The 19440-nt window shown below is 52.6% G+C and carries 20 protein-coding genes; 6 read left to right on the forward strand and 14 right to left on the reverse strand.

Annotation, left to right across the window (positions count from 1 at the left end; genetic code table 11):
- Positions 1–4: 4 nt before the first annotated feature.
- From HVX64_RS20680 to HVX64_RS20690, 3 genes are all read left to right on the forward strand, one after another.
- Positions 5–997 carry a hypothetical protein gene (locus HVX64_RS20680; RefSeq protein ID WP_156595829.1) on the forward strand — a complete coding sequence of 331 codons (993 nt, stop codon included), beginning with the start codon at positions 5–7 and terminating at the stop codon, positions 995–997.
- Between the two features lie 10 nt (positions 998–1007).
- Complete coding sequence (locus HVX64_RS20685) at positions 1008–1292, forward strand: type 1 fimbrial protein (RefSeq protein WP_181825155.1); 285 nt, start codon at positions 1008–1010, stop codon at positions 1290–1292.
- A gap of 347 nt (positions 1293–1639) precedes the next feature.
- Complete coding sequence (locus HVX64_RS20690) at positions 1640–2254, forward strand: helix-turn-helix domain-containing protein (protein ID WP_044257266.1); 615 nt, start codon at positions 1640–1642, stop codon at positions 2252–2254.
- A gap of 1389 nt (positions 2255–3643) precedes the next feature.
- Here the strand turns inward: HVX64_RS20690 and HVX64_RS20695 are convergent.
- Positions 3644–4009 (reverse strand): FaeA/PapI family transcriptional regulator, encoded by a 366-nt coding sequence (locus HVX64_RS20695; protein WP_044257268.1) that lies wholly within the window; start codon positions 4007–4009, stop codon positions 3644–3646.
- Positions 4010–4177: 168 nt separating this feature from the next.
- Between HVX64_RS20695 and HVX64_RS20700 the strand changes: the two genes are divergently transcribed.
- From HVX64_RS20700 to HVX64_RS20710, 3 genes are read left to right on the forward strand one after another with little or no spacing between them, the layout of a single operon-like run.
- A complete protein-coding gene (locus HVX64_RS20700) occupies positions 4178–4906 on the forward strand; it encodes a winged helix-turn-helix domain-containing protein (protein ID WP_044257270.1) in 729 nt (242 codons plus the stop codon).
- Positions 4899–5366, forward strand: coding sequence for a FidL-like protein (locus tag HVX64_RS20705; protein WP_044257272.1), 468 nt, complete (start codon positions 4899–4901; stop codon positions 5364–5366). The genes HVX64_RS20700 and HVX64_RS20705 overlap by 8 nt, the downstream gene beginning before the upstream one ends.
- 39 nt (positions 5367–5405) lie before the next feature.
- Positions 5406–6590, forward strand: a complete 1185-nt coding sequence (locus HVX64_RS20710) for an HD domain-containing protein (RefSeq protein WP_229745345.1) — start codon at positions 5406–5408, stop codon at positions 6588–6590.
- A gap of 33 nt (positions 6591–6623) precedes the next feature.
- On the opposite strand, the gene HVX64_RS20715 is transcribed toward HVX64_RS20710, so the two are convergent.
- From HVX64_RS20715 to HVX64_RS20775, 13 genes are all read right to left on the reverse strand, one after another.
- Positions 6624–7361, reverse strand: coding sequence for an SDR family oxidoreductase (locus tag HVX64_RS20715; RefSeq protein WP_044257274.1), 738 nt, complete (start codon positions 7359–7361; stop codon positions 6624–6626).
- A gap of 1 nt (position 7362) precedes the next feature.
- Positions 7363–7614, reverse strand: coding sequence for an acyl carrier protein (locus HVX64_RS20720; protein WP_044257277.1), 252 nt, complete (start codon positions 7612–7614; stop codon positions 7363–7365).
- A complete protein-coding gene (locus tag HVX64_RS20725; RefSeq protein ID WP_044257279.1) occupies positions 7601–8407 on the reverse strand; it encodes a MaoC/PaaZ C-terminal domain-containing protein in 807 nt (268 codons plus the stop codon). Before HVX64_RS20725 ends, HVX64_RS20720 begins: the two co-directional genes overlap by 14 nt.
- Complete coding sequence (locus HVX64_RS20730) at positions 8404–9657, reverse strand: beta-ketoacyl-[acyl-carrier-protein] synthase family protein (RefSeq protein ID WP_044257281.1); 1254 nt, start codon at positions 9655–9657, stop codon at positions 8404–8406. Before HVX64_RS20730 ends, HVX64_RS20725 begins: the two co-directional genes overlap by 4 nt.
- Positions 9644–11023, reverse strand: coding sequence for a TolC family protein (locus HVX64_RS20735; RefSeq protein ID WP_044257283.1), 1380 nt, complete (start codon positions 11021–11023; stop codon positions 9644–9646). The genes HVX64_RS20730 and HVX64_RS20735 overlap by 14 nt, the downstream gene beginning before the upstream one ends.
- Complete coding sequence (locus tag HVX64_RS20740) at positions 11020–12951, reverse strand: MacB family efflux pump subunit (protein WP_044257285.1); 1932 nt, start codon at positions 12949–12951, stop codon at positions 11020–11022. The genes HVX64_RS20735 and HVX64_RS20740 overlap by 4 nt, the downstream gene beginning before the upstream one ends.
- 3 nt (positions 12952–12954) lie before the next feature.
- Complete coding sequence (locus HVX64_RS20745) at positions 12955–14106, reverse strand: efflux RND transporter periplasmic adaptor subunit (protein ID WP_052443905.1); 1152 nt, start codon at positions 14104–14106, stop codon at positions 12955–12957.
- Positions 14103–16211 (reverse strand): cysteine peptidase family C39 domain-containing protein, encoded by a 2109-nt coding sequence (locus tag HVX64_RS20750; protein ID WP_044257287.1) that lies wholly within the window; start codon positions 16209–16211, stop codon positions 14103–14105. Before HVX64_RS20750 ends, HVX64_RS20745 begins: the two co-directional genes overlap by 4 nt.
- Positions 16212–16219: 8 nt before the next feature.
- On the reverse strand, positions 16220–17170 hold the full coding sequence (locus HVX64_RS20755) for an ABC transporter (protein WP_044257288.1): 951 nt from the start codon (positions 17168–17170) through the stop codon (positions 16220–16222).
- A gap of 5 nt (positions 17171–17175) precedes the next feature.
- Complete coding sequence (locus tag HVX64_RS20760) at positions 17176–17847, reverse strand: DsbA family protein (RefSeq protein WP_044257291.1); 672 nt, start codon at positions 17845–17847, stop codon at positions 17176–17178.
- A gap of 63 nt (positions 17848–17910) precedes the next feature.
- Positions 17911–18108, reverse strand: a complete 198-nt coding sequence (locus HVX64_RS20765) for a DUF4762 family protein (RefSeq protein ID WP_044257294.1) — start codon at positions 18106–18108, stop codon at positions 17911–17913.
- Between the two features lie 82 nt (positions 18109–18190).
- The gene (locus HVX64_RS20770; protein WP_249418888.1) at positions 18191–18799 is read right to left on the reverse strand and encodes a DNA-binding response regulator; all 609 of its coding nucleotides are present in this window, start codon (positions 18797–18799) and stop codon (positions 18191–18193) included.
- An 83-nt stretch (positions 18800–18882) separates the two neighbouring features.
- Positions 18883–19431, reverse strand: a complete 549-nt coding sequence (locus tag HVX64_RS20775) for a fimbrial protein (protein ID WP_044257297.1) — start codon at positions 19429–19431, stop codon at positions 18883–18885.
- Positions 19432–19440 lie beyond the last annotated feature (9 nt).

Genomic DNA, 19440 nt, shown 5'->3' on the forward strand with positions numbered 1-19440 from the left:
CTACATGAATAACTTAAAATATTATCGACTACTACTTATCGTTTTCTCGTTCTTATTGTTGATAATGTCCAGAGAGGCTTTGGCCATAAAATGTGTGGATGCGGCATCACAAAGCCAGACTGCAAGCAAGGCGGTAGGGTCTGTGGCAATACCTAAAACTGACCCTGATGGTAGTATGGCATGGCGTTCACCACTCTTTCATTTACAAATTCAATGCTGGTCAGATAACGGCGATCACGATGAAGACGTTTATTTATATACTAACCCACTAAAATCGACTGTCGGCGCAGGTATACAGCTGGGGGTCGTGGTTAATGGCCAGGATTTTGACGATATAAGCCAGGGAAGCAAGTGGCATATACCGGGCTGGACGGTTAGCTGCCCGGGCGGTGGCACGACATCTGAATGTAAAGCCAACCACAGTAGCTTTTATACAATCGATTATTATGTCAAGGTCAGGAAAAAGGGATCTGCTTCAGGAACCTATCAAGGGAGTGACACATTCAATGTTTTTCAGCTTGATGGCGTCGGTGGTTTGAACGTCAGTGGTAACTATCGTTTTCAAATCACAGGATTGAGAAAAATTCGCTTTATAGGCTGCAGTGCAAATATAAATGTCACGCCAACAATTATCGATTTCGGTAATATCCTTTTGCCCGATACGACCTCGCCGGATCAATTTAAAGATAAAAAAGATTTTTCAATCACCGTTTCGCGTAGTTGTAACGACCCATTCAATCTGACGGCCCTTTATACCACCACTGCGGAAACTGATGGTGACAAAGTGAGATTTAATGGGATGTATCTGAAAATTTTAGATAAAACTCGCAACGGTTATATCAATTTCTCTGATATGTTTCAATTGGTTGACTTTGCAAATCTGACTAATGTGCTCAGTGTTACGTTACCCTTTTCAGTAGAGCTTTATTTTGATGGCAGTGTACTTACGCCAGGGGAATATAGTCCAACGGTGACGGTATCAGTTTTTTATAACTAGCGGGAGCTATATGTTTATTTATAAATATTTGGTTGCTTTGCTGCTGCTGTGTTCTGCATACGTATATGCAGTAGGCTCATTCAACCTTAATTTTCATGTCAGGTTATATCAGAACGGCTGCACTGTTATTGGTGATAAAGATATCTATGTTGACTTTAGCGAAGTCGATGCGAAGCAGGTAAACTCAACACCTGCACAGGAATTTAGTATCGATCTGAATTGTAATGTAGGGATGCCGAGTGTTTCCCTACAATTCGCTGGCGAAGCCGCAGGTACGAATAACCAATACATATAAAACAAAGGGACAGCTGCAAATGTTGCGGTAGAAATAAGAAGCAAAACTGATGATACTTTGATCAGTAACGGGCGTGTTTTAAGCCAGGTCGTTGATCCCGAAACAGGCAGAGCATCGTTTCCGATGAAAGCAAAGATTGTACCTTTAGACGGGACGCTCACATCAGGCACTCTGTCGGCGGTCGTTGAGTTTACCATTTTATATCCCTGAGTAAGATATGCAAACCCGAACGCCTCCTGTCATATCAACTAAACAATGACTATGGAATCTTTTTTTTTATTACACTAAACTCGATATGAAAACATGGGAACCATGTTTATGACGCTATGTTTTTGACTGGAGTAAACATGAATACTTCGCCCGCTAATGATAAGCATTCAAACCCACTTTTTGAGTTAATGATACGTCATGGTGAAAAGCGGTTGTATAATCGGGCACAGTTTGTTGTTGATGCAACGAATGATAAGAATATCTATTACGTCACCGAAGGAACCATCAATGTGTTTCGAAAAGGAGATAACATTGTTGTCGGAGTGATAAATGCCCCTTTCATGTTTGGTTTTGCTCTGATGTTTAACCCCATTGATATCGTTATTAAAGGGAGTGGGAAAACAGTAGCCTATGTGCTGCCTAATGACAAAGTTCGAGCACTAATTAGTGAGCTTAATTTGTGGGAGTCTGTTGCTGAACTGCTTTCAAGACGTATTGGCTATTACTCTTATAGGGACAAATCCATACTAGGAAAAGATGCTTATGAACTCATCAGCAAACAACTACAGGAATTAATCAAGTACACGTTAGAACAGCGGGTTGGAATTGTAACGTCGACATTTATTATCGACCGCACTGGGCTGTCTCGCAGTCGAGTAATGTATATCCTCAAGCAGTTGAAAGCCGGTGGATATATAAAAATAATAAAGGGAGTGTTACTCGAAGTTAACTCTCTACCGAAGAAATTCTAGATATTTTTCGTATTAAACGGGATGCTCATGTGCAATGACTATTTCGATAACCTATTCAAATATCTGACCATTACAAATAAACCTTCTAATAAACGCACTGCGCACGATGTCGCACTTATGAAAAACGATAAACTTTTCACTGAATTTCTGGGTCATAACTTCAATGGGGTGTAATGGACTCTCCCAGTATACGTCATAAACTTGTATCCCGCAGATCCTTATAGTTTCTTCTACATGAATCACCTACAGTCCGGCATTACCCACCAACGTTGACCCGATTCCCAGAGAACGCAGAGATTGATCTTCCCTAACCCTTGCCAATACCACAACAGGGATCGTATCGATCGCATTACGGCGAAAGCGGCCAGATGGATGTTCGTCATCACCACGCTTGAGGCCAGCGAGTGGTAAACCATTACCTTCGAATCGCCGACGCAACAAATCAAAGTACGGGAGACACCGGTAACCTGATTTTTTCATTCACAGCAATTTCAACCGGTTATCTATAAAATCCACACCGCAGCAGAACGGAGTACAAATATTACCGACGTGAGGCGAATCAGGTGCCTGATCCAGGCGAGTGCGAAATGCCTGATCGGTCTGCGGATCAGCCGTAATGATACGCTTCTCGATCAGCGCTTCTCCGACAGCAGTGCGGATTGCTTCCGGGATAAAATCAGTCTGTTTTTTGCCGCACACCTGCTCAGCGAGTTTTAATGCGCAGATTAAGGATTTCGTGTATCCCCGACAGACCGTCCGCGCCCGACAGGGTGTTGTCCTCCTCTGTAGCGATGGGCATAAAGTATTAAGCACGCGTAACGCTGATCTCATTAAGATAGAGATGCGATGATACCGTTTAATTTCGTGCCAGCCACCGAACGATCTCACCTAAGCAACCAATCTCATGGTTAATACAGAGGTGATTGTCACCTTCCGTTTTATTTCAGGCCAGAACAAAAAAGACAAAAGAGAATATATCTACAACGGTATGCGCGGTTCCTCGTGAAAAAACATGCTAACCATGATCGCTAGTGTGTACAAACTCATCAGGACAAAGGCCGGATACCAGTAGAGTCAGATGCAATAATCTCTGGCAGGATATAAAGATCATTAACGAGAAATAGTTGCCCATTGAAACCAGATTTCAAGGGCAACTGATAAGCAAACCATTCAAAAATGTAATGCGGCTTAAAAAGTGCTTAGTGCTACGCTTGTACTTACTGGTAAATACGGATCAAGCGTCCACTCTGCACAAGTATAAACAAAATGGACAAAAGGCAATAGTGACAGCATGCGAACATTAATATTTTATTGGGATTTTTCCTAATGGTTCGCGAGATAATACCCAGTATTTTTCATATTATCAGGACTATCTAATTGACTTTTCACTCATTGTTGCAAATGAAAATACCCCTTGTTAGAATGCCAATCAATATCTGTAGAGTCCTTTGACAAAAACCACTGATGGTGCTTTTGCATTTTATTTCTTATAACCTGGCCATATTTCTCCAGCGGAAGAAGTAAGTGTCTGACTTTATAAATTGAAATGCCACACAGATCGGCAAGTTCTCTGGTCGACAGGCCCTGAGTACTGTGATCTTTTAATAGATTGAGAATAAAAAATTGTTCCGGCCCCCTGATCATCGGCAGGTCACTTATTCCCATTTCCGCCGCTAACATCTGCAGATTGTCATGAGGTACGTTGTAGCCTGGATGTGCTGTACCCGGGTTATATGAACGCAGCGAGAGTTTCATTGCAGACTCCTGGATTTTGAAGGTGTTAGCAGTATGCGTCCACCTGATTCAACCAGCAACATTAGCTTGAAATGAACGCAAATACAGGATTTTTATCTAATATTCATGTCGTTTTATTGAGAGATGACTGTATGTTAGAGGAAAGCAGGGTCTAGGGTGGAGATGAACATGAGGTTCGACATTGAGGGATTTATCACTTTTGACACAGAGGATGCGTCTCTCGTTAACCTGTTGACTGGGGATTGCGTTGAATTATCCCAAACCTCTACACGCTTGTTGGCTGAATTGCTCAATCATCAAGGCGATATCCTTTCGAGAAATGAAATCTTTCAGACGGTTTTTGATAAATATGGCGCCAGAGCGTCAAATAGTAATCTAAATCAATATATCTCCACATTGCGCAGAAACCTGAGCGATCTGGGTATCGCAAAAGAAATCATTGTCACGGTTCCTCGTATTGGTTTCAAAATAGCGGAAGATGCCATTATCAATAACGATCGTGAGTATCGCACGCCATTCCTTGAAGAAAAGGAGCCGGAGGCTCCGCCAGTTGAACCACAGAAACGCTGTCTTAAGCGCTTTACCCGCATTATCGCTCTGGCAATTGCCTTCCTTCTGCTCATAATAAATCCAGGTTCATTCAGAGCCGACACCGATATACAAAAACTGGTTGAGGGTCAGTGCGTCATTTTTATGCCCTCCTCACTCTCATTACGAGAGGTGACAAAGAGCTTTGATTTTGTCCCACAACCATTCGATTGCTCAGAGCAAAAGGAGTTGTACGTTTACAAGCAACAGGTACAAGGAGACCTGGGTGATATTGTGCAATTGTTACTCATTAAATGTGATAAAGACAGCTGCATGAGTTTTTATTACAGAGAAAAAAATAATGCCTAAACAAGCCATTTTTCTTTTGATCGGTGTCGGCCTGTTATTGATCGGCGCGGTTTACTGTTTTACCCGGCCCCCGGTTTTCTCATGCGAGTCACAGTTTTCTGTTATCCAGAGTATCAACAGCGACAACATTCGCGCCGAAGGGCTAATTTTTGTCCACATGACGGATGATCAACTTCTTATCAATATTGACGGGCTGCTCACACATAATGAAAAAAAGTATTTAATCTCGCGCACGCTCAAAATGAAATATGAAACATACAATGCCAATGCGCATCTGTATAAGATAATGAGTGTCAAAACCATACATGATAATACTGATAATGTTGATGATGAGATTGCTAATAGTTTGTTGTTTGGCAAAGGTCCTGACGACAAAATAATTTTCCTAAAAAAAGTCAATAATAATGTCATACTATTTGGTAACCACGTATTCCCGCAATATGGTTGCAAACGAGATTAATTAGCGTGGTTTTCTTTAACGAAGCACAGCGAAAGTTAAATGTCTCATTATATGAATATAAAATTAATAGAATCACTGGCTTGCATCTCAAAAATAATAGACATGATTAACCCCAGGCTTAACCTGCATCATGTCAGAACGGCATTCATCGCCTGGCACCTGGCCAGGGAATCGCGGTTCACACCTGCACAGTGCAGGAAAACGCTGCTGGCGGCCCTGCTTCATGATATTGGAGGGCTGAACGAGGAATCGCGCCTTCAACCCCTCAGCTATTACGATAATGAACTCAATAACCATGCGGCCGTTGGTGCTGAATTACTGGCGAGCGTTCCTTTACTGAATCCGTTAAGTTCGATTGTTCGCTATCACCACACCCACTGGGACAATGGAAAAGGCGACTACGTTAACGGTGAAAAAGTGCCCAGAGAGAGCCATGTCGTTTATCTGGCGGATCGTCTGGATGTTTTAATCGCCCTTTACCGTGCTAGCGATATATTATCGGCAAAAGAGGAAATTATTAATATCATTGTTGGCGGCGAACATATTTTATATAACCCCGAATTTATCAATGCTTTCAGAAAAGTAGCAAATTGCGAACACTTCTGGTTAAAAATTAAATCCACAGAGTTCGACGATTATATCCAGGACATCCCCCGCATCCATAACGACTCCATCTCTTTGCATAACTTTCGCGATATCGCCAACATGCTGGCGTTTATTATTGATGGGTTCAGCCAGAACGGCGTCCAGCACTCCCTGGTTGTCGGCCGTATCTCCGGTTACCTGGCTCGAGAAATGGGAATCCCCCCGGTCCAGTGCCTGAAAATCGAAATAGGTGGCTTGTTGCATAATCTGACGTCTCTGGCGCTGTGCGCCGCTCCGGCACATACCGGGGAAGATAATGCTATCTGGGGTGAACTCTATCCAATTGAAGCCATTCGGGATATTGCCCGCTGGTGTCAAATTCAAAAGACAGGGGTTGCACAAGCCACCCATCCTCTTGAAGTGAGGATTCTGAAGGCCAGCATCTGGCTGGCGTCGTTGCTGCAGGGCGTCACGCTGTCATCGGAATTTAAAGTACGCGTCGGGGAAACTGCAGAAATCGCCCCTGAACTGGCGGACATTGTGCGGCAAAATAGCGAGGTTTTACTGCAAATTTTTCAGGAGTCGGTCAAAGAGCGACGCGCCCTGGTCCAGAGAATTAACCAGCTAGGCCTGACCTGAACCGCGAGATGCTATTCTCGCGGTTCTTGCTTATCAGGCGGACAAACCACCGTCCAGCACCAGCGTCTGACCGGTAAGATAGCTACTCCCTTCCCCGGTCAGAAACGCAACCGCGCGGGCGACGTCCTGCGTGCGTCCGAGGCGACGCAGAGGAATATTCTGCCGCATGGTTTTCAATCGGGCTTCCGGAATAGCCTGAACCATCTCACCTTCAATCAACCCCGGAGCCAGACAATTCACCCGAATGCCAAAACGCCCCACTTCTCGCGCCAGCGAATGCGTCAGGCCAATCATCGCCGCCTTGCTGGCGGCATAGGCCGTCTGCCCGCTGTTGCCTTTTATGGCCGTCACGGATGACATAAACACAATCGAGCCACTGCCCTGGGTCATCATGGCGGGCAGCAGGATGCGATTCCAGTTCACCACCGCGACCAGATTGTTTCCCAGCACCTCCTGCCAGTCTCGCGCGTTCTGGTGGATGTGCAGCGCGTCATTGGTCATACCGGCGTTATGGATGATAGCGGCAGGCGCGCCATGCGCCTCGAGCAGAGACATGGCTAACTGCTCGACGCAGGCTTCATCGCTGCCGTCGCAGCGAATGCCCTTCACCCAGGTCGACGTACTCTGGCTTTGCGCGATGTCCAGCGTGCGGGCGATCCCGGCCTCATTGCGACCGGTAAAGACAATGTTCCATTCAGGCAACAGGTGACTCACCAGCGCCTGGCCGATTCCCCGGCTACCGCCGGTGATGAGCATCCATTTCTTTGCCATATCAATCTGCCATTTCCTGCGCAATACGCTGGCTGAGTTCGCGAAGCGTCATGGTTGGATTTTTCATAAACATTTCAGGGTTGAGCGTGACGTTAAATTCACGCTTCGCCAGTACCATCAGTTCAACGTAGTCGAGACTGTCCAGCTCCAGCTCAGGCAGCGTCGTCTCTGGTGTCAGCGCCTCCGGCGCCAGGTCTTTGGCGTCACAGATCATTTCACTGATTTTGTCGTAGATCATTTCATGCTGGCTCATTTGATTTTCCTTTTGTCAGCGCGCCGACTTTAAGCGTTACGGCATTGCTAATGTAGTGATGTTGATAACAGGTTCGCGCGGCGATTCGCACCACCACCGCGCCATTCGCAAGGTCGCCAACCACCAGGGCCGGCAAGGTGTCGATCTCTAGATGTTCCGGTAGCGACTCTGCTCGCCAGGGGGCCAGCAGATGACTGTCGAAAATGACTTCCTGATGGGTCTGTACAACAGGAAAGTGAGAAAACAGCGCATCCAGCGTCCGACACGTCGGCAGTATGTCGGCAATCGCCTGCTGGCATAACAGCGCGGTATCCAGGAGAAGATGACGAAACAACAGGGCGTCGAGAAAATGCCATTGCTGAGCGTCGGGCAACAGCGGCAGAAACGTCCGGTGCAGCGCGGCCAGCGCCGACGAATCCAGAACCCATTGGCTTTCGCCATCGACGAGTGGCAGGTGGTTCTCCGGCGTGATCTGGCAAGAAAGGCAGGTCTCTTCGGCAGAAAACTCCCGCACCGACGCCGCAACCCGCTTAGTCGCATCGCGCGTCAGTCGATAGGCGGTATCCCGCCACAGCGGCCGACGCAGACGCACGGTACATTTCAGAAACGGGGCGTCATCGACCGGCGGACTGATAAACCGCTTTACGTCCAGCAAGGCGCGCATGCCATGTACGCTGAGTCCGCTTCCGCCCCGCGCTTTCACCCACGCCTCGTCAAAGTGTACCGGGTTGTAATCGCCCGAAAACGCGGCCCAGCGCCGGGCATCCTGTTGACCATAATGAAGCGGCATCATACGTGCTTCTCCAGAATCAACGCCGCATTCGCGCCACCAAAGCCGAAGCTCAGGTTTAGCGTGCGACGGACATTGCCCGCACGATGGCCCTCAACCACATAATCCAGATCGCAGCATTCATCCGCTTGCTGGAAATTGGCCGTCGCGGGAATGATGCCGTTGGCGATAGCTTGCAGACAGACAATGCTCTCGAAGGTGCCCGCCGCGGAAATTAAGTGCCCGGAGTACGATTTCGTACTGGAAACCGGAATGGACCACACCGCGTCCCCCAGCGCCATTTTTAGCGACTGCGTTTCATTGATATCGTTCAGCGGCGTCGAGGTACCGTGCGCGTTGATGTAGTCGAGTTGCTCCGGTTCCAGCTCCGCCTGTTGCAGCGCATGGGTGATGGTTTGCACGCGGGCAAGACAGTCTTCCGCCGGCGAGGTGAAATCCCAGGCGTCGGAGAAGTTGGCGTAGCCGGTAATCTCGCCGAGGATCGTCGCGCCGCGTGCCAGTGCCCCTTCGCGCTCTTCCAGACACAGCACCGCCGCCCCTTCCGATAACACAAAACCGCTACGATGGGCGCTGAACGGACAGCTGGCGCGCTGCGGATCCGACGCCTCCTTACTCAGTGCGCCCAGCACGTCAATGTTCCACACCGCGCAGTGGCTGGTGAGAGATTCTCCGGCGCCGGCCAGCATCATCTTTGCCCTGCCGCTGCGGATCACCTCGTAAGCGTCGCCAATAGCGATCGTCCCCGTCGCGCAGGCGGCAACCACCGTATTCTGGTAACCATTGAGTCCCCAGAACTGGCTGCATGCTGCGGTGGTGACGCTGGGCATCGAGTAAAAACAGTTAAACGGTGAAGCGACGCCCGCGGCCGCAAACTCACTTTGTGCGTCGTAGCTTTCGTCCAGTCCTCCCCAGCCGGTTCCCATGATCACGCCGCAGTCGAGCGTGCAGTAGTATTCCTGCGGCGGCCTGACGCCAAAGGCCATCGTCATAGCCTGACGTGCCGCGCCAACGGTCAGCCGGGCAAAGCGTGGCAGCCGACGACGAATCACTGCAGGAACACCTGCCAGGCTCGGCTCGTTATCCACCAGCCCGAGAAAATGGGTGTTGATATTCTGCGCCGTTTTATCGACGTAGCGATAGCCCAGACGGTTATCCATCATCGCCTGCCAGCTCTCATCAGCCGTCGCGCCAAGTGGGGTCACGGCGCCATACCCGGTAACGACGACCCGCTTAAATTCATTATTCGGCTTCATGTTGCATCATCCTGTATTGCGTTTCGCCACCCCCTTGCGCCAGCCAGAGCTGCAACGTGGCGTAGAGGTAGTCGTATTGGGTTTGTGCGAGGGCGTTCTCTAACGTCAACAGATCGTCCTGCGCGTTCAACAACGTCTGAAAATCCACGGCGCCCGCGCGATAGCGGCTTTCCGTCAGGGTTAAACGCCGCTGACTGAGGATCAGCGACTGGTGAAGTCGTGCGCGCTGTTCATCAGCACTCAGGCGGTTTTCCATCGCCTCATCCACTTCGGCGAGCGCGGCGTAGGCCGTCGAGCGAAAGGCGATTGCCGCCTGTTTAACCGCAAGATCCGCTTGCTTCACGGTGAGTTGTTGGGTGTTCCACTGGATAAACGGCAACGCCAGCGTGCCGCCAATCGTGCGGATCGGATCGCTGAACCATTGGCTGAAGATCTGACTGCCGGCATTCAGTGAGGCATCAAGCGAAAGTGCGGGATAAAACTGCAGCCTTGAGGCGTCGTAACCCGCAAGGGCCGCGCGCAGACGCGACTCCGCTGCCTGAATGTCCGGCCGCTGCGCAATCACCCGTAGCGGTGTTTTTTGCGCAATCGGCACCTGCTGGTTTGCATCCAGCGCGGGTGATTCATCGGCATGCTGTTCTGCCGGTCTGTTGAGCAACAGCGCCAGCGCATTGCGCGTATTCTGACGTTGCTGAACCAGCGTTCGCCACTGATTCTCTCGTTCCAGCAGGGCCTGCTGCGCCTGCAACACATCGAGCTGGCCGACCTTCCCGGCGTTAAACCATGACGTCACCTGCTGCACGGTCTGTTGCGAAATCGCCAGACCGTCACGCTGATTGCGAATCTGCTGGTTATACAGTGCGATACGCCAGTACAACTGGGCGGTGGTGCCCATCGTGGTGAGTACCGTCGCGTGATAATCCTGCTCGCTCGCCACCGCTTCCCACTCGCTTTGCTCACGGGCCCGCGCCAGTTTTCCCCACAGATCCAGTTCCCAGCCGATGGTGATGCCGCTGCTGTAGTTTTCCTGCGCGGATGTTCCCCGGCGTGTGTTTTTGCTGTTACTGGCAGAACCGCTGACCGCCACATCGGGGGTCATATTGGTGTCAGTTAACCCTGCCGCCACACGCGCCTGTTGCACGGTGATGGCCGCCGCCGCGAGATCGTTATTGCTTTCCAGCACCTGTTCAATCACCCGCGACAGTCGGGGATCGCCAAAACGCTGCCAACCGTATTCCGACACCGTGTCGGTAGCAGGCCCCCATTGGGTGGGCAAAGACAACAGCGGACGCTGGTAGTCGCTGCGGGTCAGTGAGCCACAACCCGCGAGCAATAAAAGTGCGAGCAACACAAGCAGTCTTTTCATTCGCGGGCCAGCGCCTCGGTTGGGTTGAGGCGAGCCGCCCTGCGCGCCGGAAAATAGCCAAACGTCAGGCCGATCAGGGCAGAAAACCCACAGGCCATCAGCACTGGAAACGCAGTGAACACCATTGAGAACGCATCGGTCGCAAGGGCGAAAAGATGCCCCGCCACCCACGAACCGAACACGCCCAACAGGCCGCCGAGGGCGCAGATCATCACGGCCTCAATCAGAAACTGGTTCATGATGTCCGAGGGACGCGCCCCCACCGACAAGCGGATGCCGATTTCATGCGTCCGCTCTGTCACCGACACCAGCATGATGTTCATCACTCCGACGCCGCCCACCAGCAGGGAGATCGCCGCAATGGCGGTAATCAACAACGACATCGAGTCAGAGGTCTTTTGCAACGCATTCGCCAGCTGATCGTCGGTCTGGATAAAAAAGTCCTTCCGGCCATGTTCCCGCAGCAGATGACGTTCCGCCCGCAGCGCCGCCTCATGCGGTTCCAGCCGCGGTTGAAAACGCAGAATCAACGATTCCAGCGGTTTTTCGCCGGTGAGTCGCTGCTGTAATGACGTATGCGGAACCCAGGCGGTCATAAACCCGCCCACCACTTTCGGGCCGGGTCGTATCGCCACGCCGATCACCCGCCACGGCGCGCCGCCAATCTGGACTATCTCGTCAAGCGGATTTTCGCCACCGGGGAACAGCGTATCGCGCCCGGTCTCATCGAGAATCAACACCGGTTCGCCTTCCGCGACGTCGCGTGCGGTAAAGCCATTTCCCTGCACAAAGCGCAGCCCTTGCAGGGCAAAAAAGTCCTGTGACACGCCGGAGAGCATCATGGAGGAGTCGAGCCCTTTGCGAACCGCGAGCGTTGTGCTGCTGACCACCGGCGAGACGCCCATGATCCACGGCAACGCCTGTAAACTGCGCACATCGTCCATCGACAATGCGCGCTCCATATCCGGGCGCTTGCTGCCCCACCCTGTGCCGGGATGGATCTCCAGCGTGGTACTTCCCAGTTTGCCAATCTCGCTCATGATCGCCTGCCGTGCGCCTTCGCCTACCGCCATCGACGACACCACCGACGCAATGCCGATGATGATCCCCAACATGGAGAGAAACGCGCGCATCCGGTGTCCGAGCAGCGAACGCCAGGCCATGCGGACCGCTTCATGAAGACGGCGGCCCAGCGAGGCGCGTCCGTTATCCTGCTCCGGCAGCGTAATCGGCCGACGAACGGCGGCGTGCTGAACGTCGCGAATAATTCGCCCGTCGCTGATCTCAATCATTCGCTGCGCCTGCCGGGCAACGTCGCGGTCGTGGGTGACGATGATGACCGTGTGCCCAGCCGCATGCAGCTGATGCAGCACGTCCATTAGCGCCTTGCCGCTGACGCTATCGAGTGCGCCGGTGGGCTCATCCGCGAGGATGATATGCGCACCGTTGATCAGCGCCCGGCAGATGCTCACGCGCTGCTGTTGCCCCCCCGAAAGCTGGGCGGGGCGGTGCTGGAGTCGGTTTTCCAGGCCAAGCTGACGTGCAAGACGCTGGGTGCGTGCATTGCGCTCTTGCGCTGACATTGCGGTGTACAGCGCGGGAATGGCGATGTTCTCTTCCGCCGTCAGATACGGCATCAGGTGATAGCGCTGAAATATAAACCCCAGATAACGACTGCGCAGATCGGCCAGGTGCAGGCTGTCGGCATCATGTACCGGCGTTCCGTTGATCAACACCTCGCCGGAAGAAGGTTTGTCCAGGCAACCGATGATGTTCATCAGCGTGGACTTCCCCGAACCCGAAGCGCCCACAATCGCCACCATCTCACCGCTGTGGAGGGTCAGTGAAATGTCGCTCAGCACCGCAAGCGTCTCGCTTCCCGCGCGGAATGTCCGGCAAACCTGGCGTAAGACGATAATCGGTTCCATCCGCTATCCTCGCACCGTGTCCTGCGCCAGCACCACGCGATCGCCGACCTGCAATCCCTCCAGCACTTCGGCGTATTGCCGGTCATTTATCCCAATGCGGATGGTGCGGGTGCGCGTTTTCCCGTTTTCAACGGTCGTGATGGTGTAACGCTCGGTATCCAGCGCCTGCCCGAGCGCCGCGACCGGCACGCGCAATACGTTTTTTGCTTCGGCAATCTGAATAAAGACCTGCGCCGTCATCGACGTTTTGAGCTCGCGCTCAGCGTTAGGCACTTCAAAGGTACCGGTGTAGTACACCGCCATCGCCTGTTGATTACCGCCCATGCCGTTCTCGCCGGGCGCTTCCAGCGCTTCCTGCGGCGCAGGCTGCACGAAGCCCATCGTACTGACGTAGCGTTTATCCGGATTGGCGATGACATAAAAGCGCAGCGGCTGACCGGGACGGATTTTTTGCACGTCGGCTTCGGAGATACGCGTTTGCACCTGCATGGTGTCGAGGTTCGCCAGCACCAGAATGGTCGGCGCCGTTTGCGAGGAGACGATGGTCTGCCCTTCCCGGGTGACGATACCCAGCACTTCGCCGTCGATGGGCGCCACAATGCGGGTATAGCTGAGATTGGCCTGCGCCGTTTTCACCGCCATCTCCGCCTGCACAATCTGCGCATCGCTCACGTCAATTTGCTGCACCTGCGCATCGTATTGCGCCTTCGCCTGCTCGTATTCACTGCGCACGGCAGAGCCGTCACGCAGCATCATGCGCTGGCGGTTCAGTTCCTGGCGATAACGTAACAGCGTCGCCTGCGCCGACAGCTTTTGCGCTTTAGCGCTGGCCAGTTGCGCGCGCGTGTTGTTGAGATCCGACTCCTGCAACGTGGGGTCAATTTCCGCCAGCAGTTGTCCTTTTTGCACCTTCTCGCCCTGGCGCACATACAGCTTGCGCAATTGTCCGTTGACCTGCGCACCAACGTTAACCTGCACCGCCGGTTTCAGAACCCCCGTCACCAGCACCACCTTTTCGATATCGCCCGTGCCAATGGTCTCCAGCGGTAAACTCTCCTGCGGCGAGGTCGAAGCCAGCGACGCCCAGGTGACACCGATCGCAACGGCCAGCGCTACTGCACCGCCGATCAGCAGCCAACGCGATTTCGGCGTCATACGTTGACCTCCAGTGGGCTGAGCGTGCCGTCGTTCAGTTGATAAACCCGCTGGAACCGCGACAGAATCGCGTCGCTGTGGGTGACCACAATCAGTGACTTACCGGCTTTCTGGCAATGAGCGTGAATCGTCTCCATGACAATGGCCGCGGTGTCGTCGTCAAGATTGGCGGTCGGTTCGTCAAGCAACAACACCGGACGTGAGCTGTACAGCGCACGCGCCAGCAATAACCGCTGACGCTGGCCGAGCGACAGCGCCGCATGGCTTTCGCGGATCAGGGCGTCGATACCGCCCGGTAATCCGCGTACCACCTCACCCAGCGCGAGGGATTCCAGCAATGCCTCAATCCGCCCACGGTCGCGTTCGCGGTAGTGCGCGTCGAACAACGTAATGTTTTCGCGAACCGAGGCGTTAAACAGAATATCCTCCTGACTTTGCAGGCAGACAAACTGCGCCAGTTGTTGCGAAGGGAGTGCCGCATCTGCGGCATAACAGCCCCCCGCCTGCGGAGAAAACAGGCCGGCAATCAGACGGAGTAAAGTGCTCTTACCCGCACCAGATTCACCGACAATTGCAATCTGATCGCCCGCGCGTAGCGACAGCGAAACCGACGACAGCACCGGCCTGGCGGGATCGTAGCCATAGCACAACGACGCAAACGTCAGATCCGGCGCGGTATCGGTGGGAAGTTGCATCGCAAACGAAGCGGGCTTCGCCTCGTCTCGTGGCGCAAACAGCGCATGGGCGCGGGTGTCGATCACGTTCAATTGCGATTTCTGAATGATGGCGTAGAAGATCCGCGTGACGTAGGAGGTGAATATTTGCCGCAGGAAGCTATAGGCAAAAAAATCGCCCAGCGAGATCAGTTTGCTGTGCACCATCGGCAGAACCACCAGCATAAACACCACCATCTCCAGGCTTCCGGTGAGTTGATACAGCCCCTCTTTCACCTGCTGATAGACCTTCTGGCGTTGCAGACACGAAAACAGATCGCGACTGAAACCGGCGAATTGTCCCTGGCGCTGCCCTTCCAGTCCGGCAGTTTTGACGGTCAAAATGCCCTGAATGGTCTCCATGAAAAAATCATTCAGGGTGGCGCTTTTCAGCTGCAATTGCTGGGTGAACCAGCGGTCACGGATCACCGCCCAGACGCTGATGCCCCCCATTACCGTAACGCCGACGGCGGAGATCGCCGCCAGCACGGGCGCAATCCAGAACATGATCGCCAGCGCGATCGTACAGATCACCCAGTCGGAGCGCAGGCCGTTATCCAGCTCAATCTTTTGCAACAGGCCAATCTGCCAGGCCGTGAAGCGGCTGAAGATCTCCCCCGGCGCCCGTTTTTCGAAAAAACGCAGTGGGTTGTGGAGCAGGCGGGAAAACCCCACACCGCTGTGAATCAGCACAAAGCGTTTGATAAAGCGTTCGCTAATCACCCGCACGCCCAGCGCCATCAGTGAGGAGGCGACAAACGCCAGGATAAACCAGCCGTAGGGAAAGTCGCTGCTCTCCACGCTGGAGAAGGCCTGGTTGATGGCGTTGCTCACCATCGTCGGCATCAGAAATAGCGTCAGCGAGACGAGGAAGGTCAGCAGCATCAGCCGATAGATCCCCGGTACCGCCGCAGTTTCCTGCATGCTCATCGCGCGCGGCGCGCTCTGCGCGGTTGTCGACAACGGCAAATCAGGGTCTGCGGCAACGGCCTGCTCAGGTTCGACAATCAGGGCATAGCCGCTGATCTCCTGCTTAAGCGCGGCAAACGGTAACCACTGCTCACCAATCGCCGGGTTCATCACGCACACGTGGTTGCCTTTGCGCCAGGCCAGCAGGACATAGTGACTTGCACCATAATGCAAAATGGCCGGCAGCGGCAGGTCGCTCAGCTCATCGTGCTCAAACAGGACCGGCGTCGTCGCAATACCCAGCCGCGCCAGAATGCTCATCAGCGTATCCAGTGAGGTTCCGTGGTCAGAGGCCGGAAACCACTCGCGCAATGTGGCCAGCGAAACAGGCTGCCCCTGCGTCTGTGCCAGCATTGCCACGCACGCCAGGCCGCACTCGTTGGTCTCTTCCTGAAAGATCAGATTCGGGATCGTGGTCGTCATTTTTATCATCAGTGATTAATAAAGAAGAGAGAATGGCTGTGCCAAAGGAGCCACTCCTGCGGATATTCGCGCAGCGTGGATTCAATAATGTCAGGCAGTTCGCGGGCGACATTCTGACTGCTCACCGGCGGACGAATATGAATGTGCAGACCGTTGTGGTAGCTGAGGTGATAAAACACCACCTGCGCCGTAATCACTCCGGAAAGGCGCACCACGCCATTGTGTAACTTCGCGCTACGGCCGAATAAACGACACGGCAGTTTCGCCGCCAGCGCCCCTTCGGCCTGTAGGGTGTAGTCCGGCGAGATATCGGGAAAAATAATCATGTTCTGCCGTCCGGTAGCGACATCGGTGATGAGCTCCATCAGGCTGCCGGCCAGCGTTTTGTTCTGCTGATGGATGGAGCAATAGGAGAGGTCGATACCGCCCAGGGCACGGGTCTGCGCGTTGTAGAGTTCGGCGCTGGAAGAGACCACCACGCAGGCTTTACCCGGCGTGACGCAGGCACCGACCATCGCCGCCAGCACGTCCGACACCGTATGTAACGGCGCCAGAATGTAAGGAATGTTCTGCTGATGCAGCGGTGCGACTACGGCATCAAGTTCTGCCGCACAGGCACGGATCTGCTGGAGTAGCGCCGGGTTTTGTCCCCATGTTGCGGCCTCTTCCAGCAGGCGGCGACGCACCGCGATCCAGGCCGCGTTCACCCGGCCGGTTTGCCCGATCAGGCAGCGGGTGTTTTCGTTTGCCACCGCATTGCGTAAGCGATAAGAGCGCCCCAGCAACCGCAGCGCGCAGAGTCCTTTCGCCACGGTCAGTAATGCGGGCAGCGGTAGATAACGCACCATTTTTCGCAACAGAATCAGTGTTCCCTGAGAAAAATTACGCTTCGCGTCATACAGCCAACCCGCACTGTTTTTAAAACTAAATACGCTCCAGATAATAAAAAATCTGACCACCGCGGTTATTTATCCTCTTTCAGCAATTGCAGCATGCGCTGCGCAAATTGAGGAAATTCACTGTCCTGGGCGACCACGTAGCGTTTATTGATAATAAACATCGGCGTCGCGTTAATATCATAATGCGCGGTAATGGCCGCCATCGTGCTGAGACGGTTTTTAACCGCATCGCTCTGACGCAGAGTATTAAATTTATCCACATCAATATTGTTTTTGACCAGCCAGGCATTCAATGCCTTCTCATCGGTGAGGTCGACATTACGGGTAATAACGGCGTTATAGGCGCTGTCGCGAACGTTCTTTTCAATCCCCATCTCTTCCAGCGTGGCGAAAATCGGCGCGTAAGCAGCAAGACCGCTGTCTTCACTGGTAATATGAATCGCGGTAAATACACTGCCCGGCGGCAGGGTCCGGGAAAATTCCGCCAGATTTTCTTCGTTAGCCGCACAATAATGGCAACCGTAAGACATCACCTCGATAATACTGCGCGCGTCTTTAATCGGACTCTGAGCAATTTGTTCTGTGCTGACTTCACGAAAAGCCTGTGTTTGTGAGTTATCCGTGGCAAAGGTATTAAAGACAAAAATGTGATAACAAAGCACCGTCATCAACGAAGAGATGACGATCAAACACAGCGAATAGCTGATAATAGTGATGCGTTTAAATTGGGTCGCCATAGTATTCTCGCAGCGGAAAAGATAAACCTGGAGGCGCGGGTACCTCCAGGTCATAGCCAATGATTAGCGGTTCGGAACCCCACCACACTTGCTGGCGTTCGCATCTTTCATTGACGTGGTCGTACCGTGCTTATCCGTGCAGGTTGTCAGTTCCTTACAGGAGGTCACACCACCAATAGTGACGTTCTGATACGTGGTTTCGCAGGTTTTACAGGTTCCGCCCACCACGTTAGCCACTTCGATCGCAGTTAATTTTTTCATCTCTGTTTTCCTTACTTAGGGTTTAATGGGGTGCAATCACTTGCACCGATCGCTCGGCAAATACCACTGCCGAAAAGACAGTTCACGGGTCACACGGCATAATTCCCTTGAACACCGTGAATAACGCAATGTTGTTTCTAATATTCAGTCGTTTCATTAAGTGCCGTTTGATATAGCTCAGGCGTCGGACATCAATATTCACTTCACCGGAAATTTGCGACAGCGATTTCCCTTTGAATATCTCTTCCATCAGCCACCATTCATTGCCGGAAATCGTATAATTCATTTCCCGGTGGTGCAGTCTTCTGCGGGTGTAATTCACTAATGAATAGCTAAAGCAGCATCCCTGGCGTCGTTGGTCCAATAATTCCTGAAAAAAAGGGGGGATATTGGCGAGATTCTCGCTTTTCAATAACCAGTGCGCGTTTGGCAACAGCTCATATAACGTGAAAAACAGCGGCATGTTGTGCTCGCTTAATAAAATGATCAGATTCTTGTTTTCACGCTGATAGAAATTATTCATGAGCTGCAGCGCGCGAATCCGCTCACTCGGCAGGCTGTCCAAATCGCAGAGGATCCACAGGCAGCAGTCATCATTCACGCGAGTCTGTAACTGCTTAATCAATTGCGTGTAATCATCCGTTAAGGAATATAAAACATCCGTTTTCTCCGCAAGCAAACTGGCAATCACTGTTTTGATTCCTTGCGAAAAAAAGAGATCTTTGTTGTAAAGAAAACACTGATACACCATGCCTCAATATCCTTTTGATGACGCTACTGATAGTTCAATGTGTAATTCGCTGTGGCGGTAAAAGGTCCGGTGGTCAGGGTGCCGTTTGCTAAGGCATCCGGTTCAGCCTCCACAAATGCCTGGAAGTTAAGCCGTAAAGTGGTGTCGCTGATCGCGGCCGGACGGGTCGCCACATTCAGGCGCACAGGCGTATCGTCTTCCTCCAGAAGACCGATCCCCACGCCACCCGCGTTACCCGGTGATGTGGCGCTGATCGCCAGTCGGTCCGCCAGATTGCCATTGGCAGTACCGCTGAACGTCACCGTCACGGAATCAAAGACGCTCGGCGTGCAATCCTCTAATTTGATCGTGAACGGAACCGGCACTGTTTTTCCGTTGATATACAGTGATTTGGTCGATACTTTCCCGAAATCGACTGGCACCCGCTCTGAATCAGGCGCAATGCTGCACGGGTAGGCCATCACCACGCCGGTGAAACTGAGATCGCCACCCAGCAACTCCCCCAGCGCCCACACCGGGGCCGGAGCGAGCGCCGTCAATAAACCGGCAAAGACCATTGTTATGCGATGCATATTCCCTCC

The sequence above is a fragment of the Citrobacter sp. RHB20-C16 genome (assembly GCF_013890155.1).
Taxonomy (GTDB): domain Bacteria; phylum Pseudomonadota; class Gammaproteobacteria; order Enterobacterales; family Enterobacteriaceae; genus Citrobacter_A; species Citrobacter_A amalonaticus.

Bases quoted from the DNA above. Each gene is read 5' to 3' on its own strand.
- HVX64_RS20680 (WP_156595829.1), top strand. From the start codon at position 5: ATGAATAACTTAAAATATTATCGACTACTACTTATCGTTTTCTCGTTC.
- HVX64_RS20685 (WP_181825155.1), top strand. From the start codon at position 1,008: ATGTTTATTTATAAATATTTGGTTGCTTTGCTGCTGCTGTGTTCTGCA.
- HVX64_RS20690 (WP_044257266.1), top strand. From the start codon at position 1,640: ATGAATACTTCGCCCGCTAATGATAAGCATTCAAACCCACTTTTTGAG.
- HVX64_RS20695 (WP_044257268.1), bottom strand. From the start codon at position 4,009: ATGAAACTCTCGCTGCGTTCATATAACCCGGGTACAGCACATCCAGGC.
- HVX64_RS20700 (WP_044257270.1), top strand. From the start codon at position 4,178: ATGAGGTTCGACATTGAGGGATTTATCACTTTTGACACAGAGGATGCG.
- HVX64_RS20705 (WP_044257272.1), top strand. From the start codon at position 4,899: ATGCCTAAACAAGCCATTTTTCTTTTGATCGGTGTCGGCCTGTTATTG.
- HVX64_RS20710 (WP_229745345.1), top strand. From the start codon at position 5,406: ATGTCTCATTATATGAATATAAAATTAATAGAATCACTGGCTTGCATC.
- HVX64_RS20715 (WP_044257274.1), bottom strand. From the start codon at position 7,361: ATGGCAAAGAAATGGATGCTCATCACCGGCGGTAGCCGGGGAATCGGC.
- HVX64_RS20720 (WP_044257277.1), bottom strand. From the start codon at position 7,614: ATGAGCCAGCATGAAATGATCTACGACAAAATCAGTGAAATGATCTGT.
- HVX64_RS20725 (WP_044257279.1), bottom strand. From the start codon at position 8,407: ATGATGCCGCTTCATTATGGTCAACAGGATGCCCGGCGCTGGGCCGCG.
- HVX64_RS20730 (WP_044257281.1), bottom strand. From the start codon at position 9,657: ATGAAGCCGAATAATGAATTTAAGCGGGTCGTCGTTACCGGGTATGGC.
- HVX64_RS20735 (WP_044257283.1), bottom strand. From the start codon at position 11,023: ATGAAAAGACTGCTTGTGTTGCTCGCACTTTTATTGCTCGCGGGTTGT.
- HVX64_RS20740 (WP_044257285.1), bottom strand. From the start codon at position 12,951: ATGGAACCGATTATCGTCTTACGCCAGGTTTGCCGGACATTCCGCGCG.
- HVX64_RS20745 (WP_052443905.1), bottom strand. From the start codon at position 14,106: ATGACGCCGAAATCGCGTTGGCTGCTGATCGGCGGTGCAGTAGCGCTG.
- HVX64_RS20750 (WP_044257287.1), bottom strand. From the start codon at position 16,211: ATGACGACCACGATCCCGAATCTGATCTTTCAGGAAGAGACCAACGAG.
- HVX64_RS20760 (WP_044257291.1), bottom strand. From the start codon at position 17,847: ATGGCGACCCAATTTAAACGCATCACTATTATCAGCTATTCGCTGTGT.
- HVX64_RS20765 (WP_044257294.1), bottom strand. From the start codon at position 18,108: ATGAAAAAATTAACTGCGATCGAAGTGGCTAACGTGGTGGGCGGAACC.
- HVX64_RS20775 (WP_044257297.1), bottom strand. From the start codon at position 19,431: ATGCATCGCATAACAATGGTCTTTGCCGGTTTATTGACGGCGCTCGCT.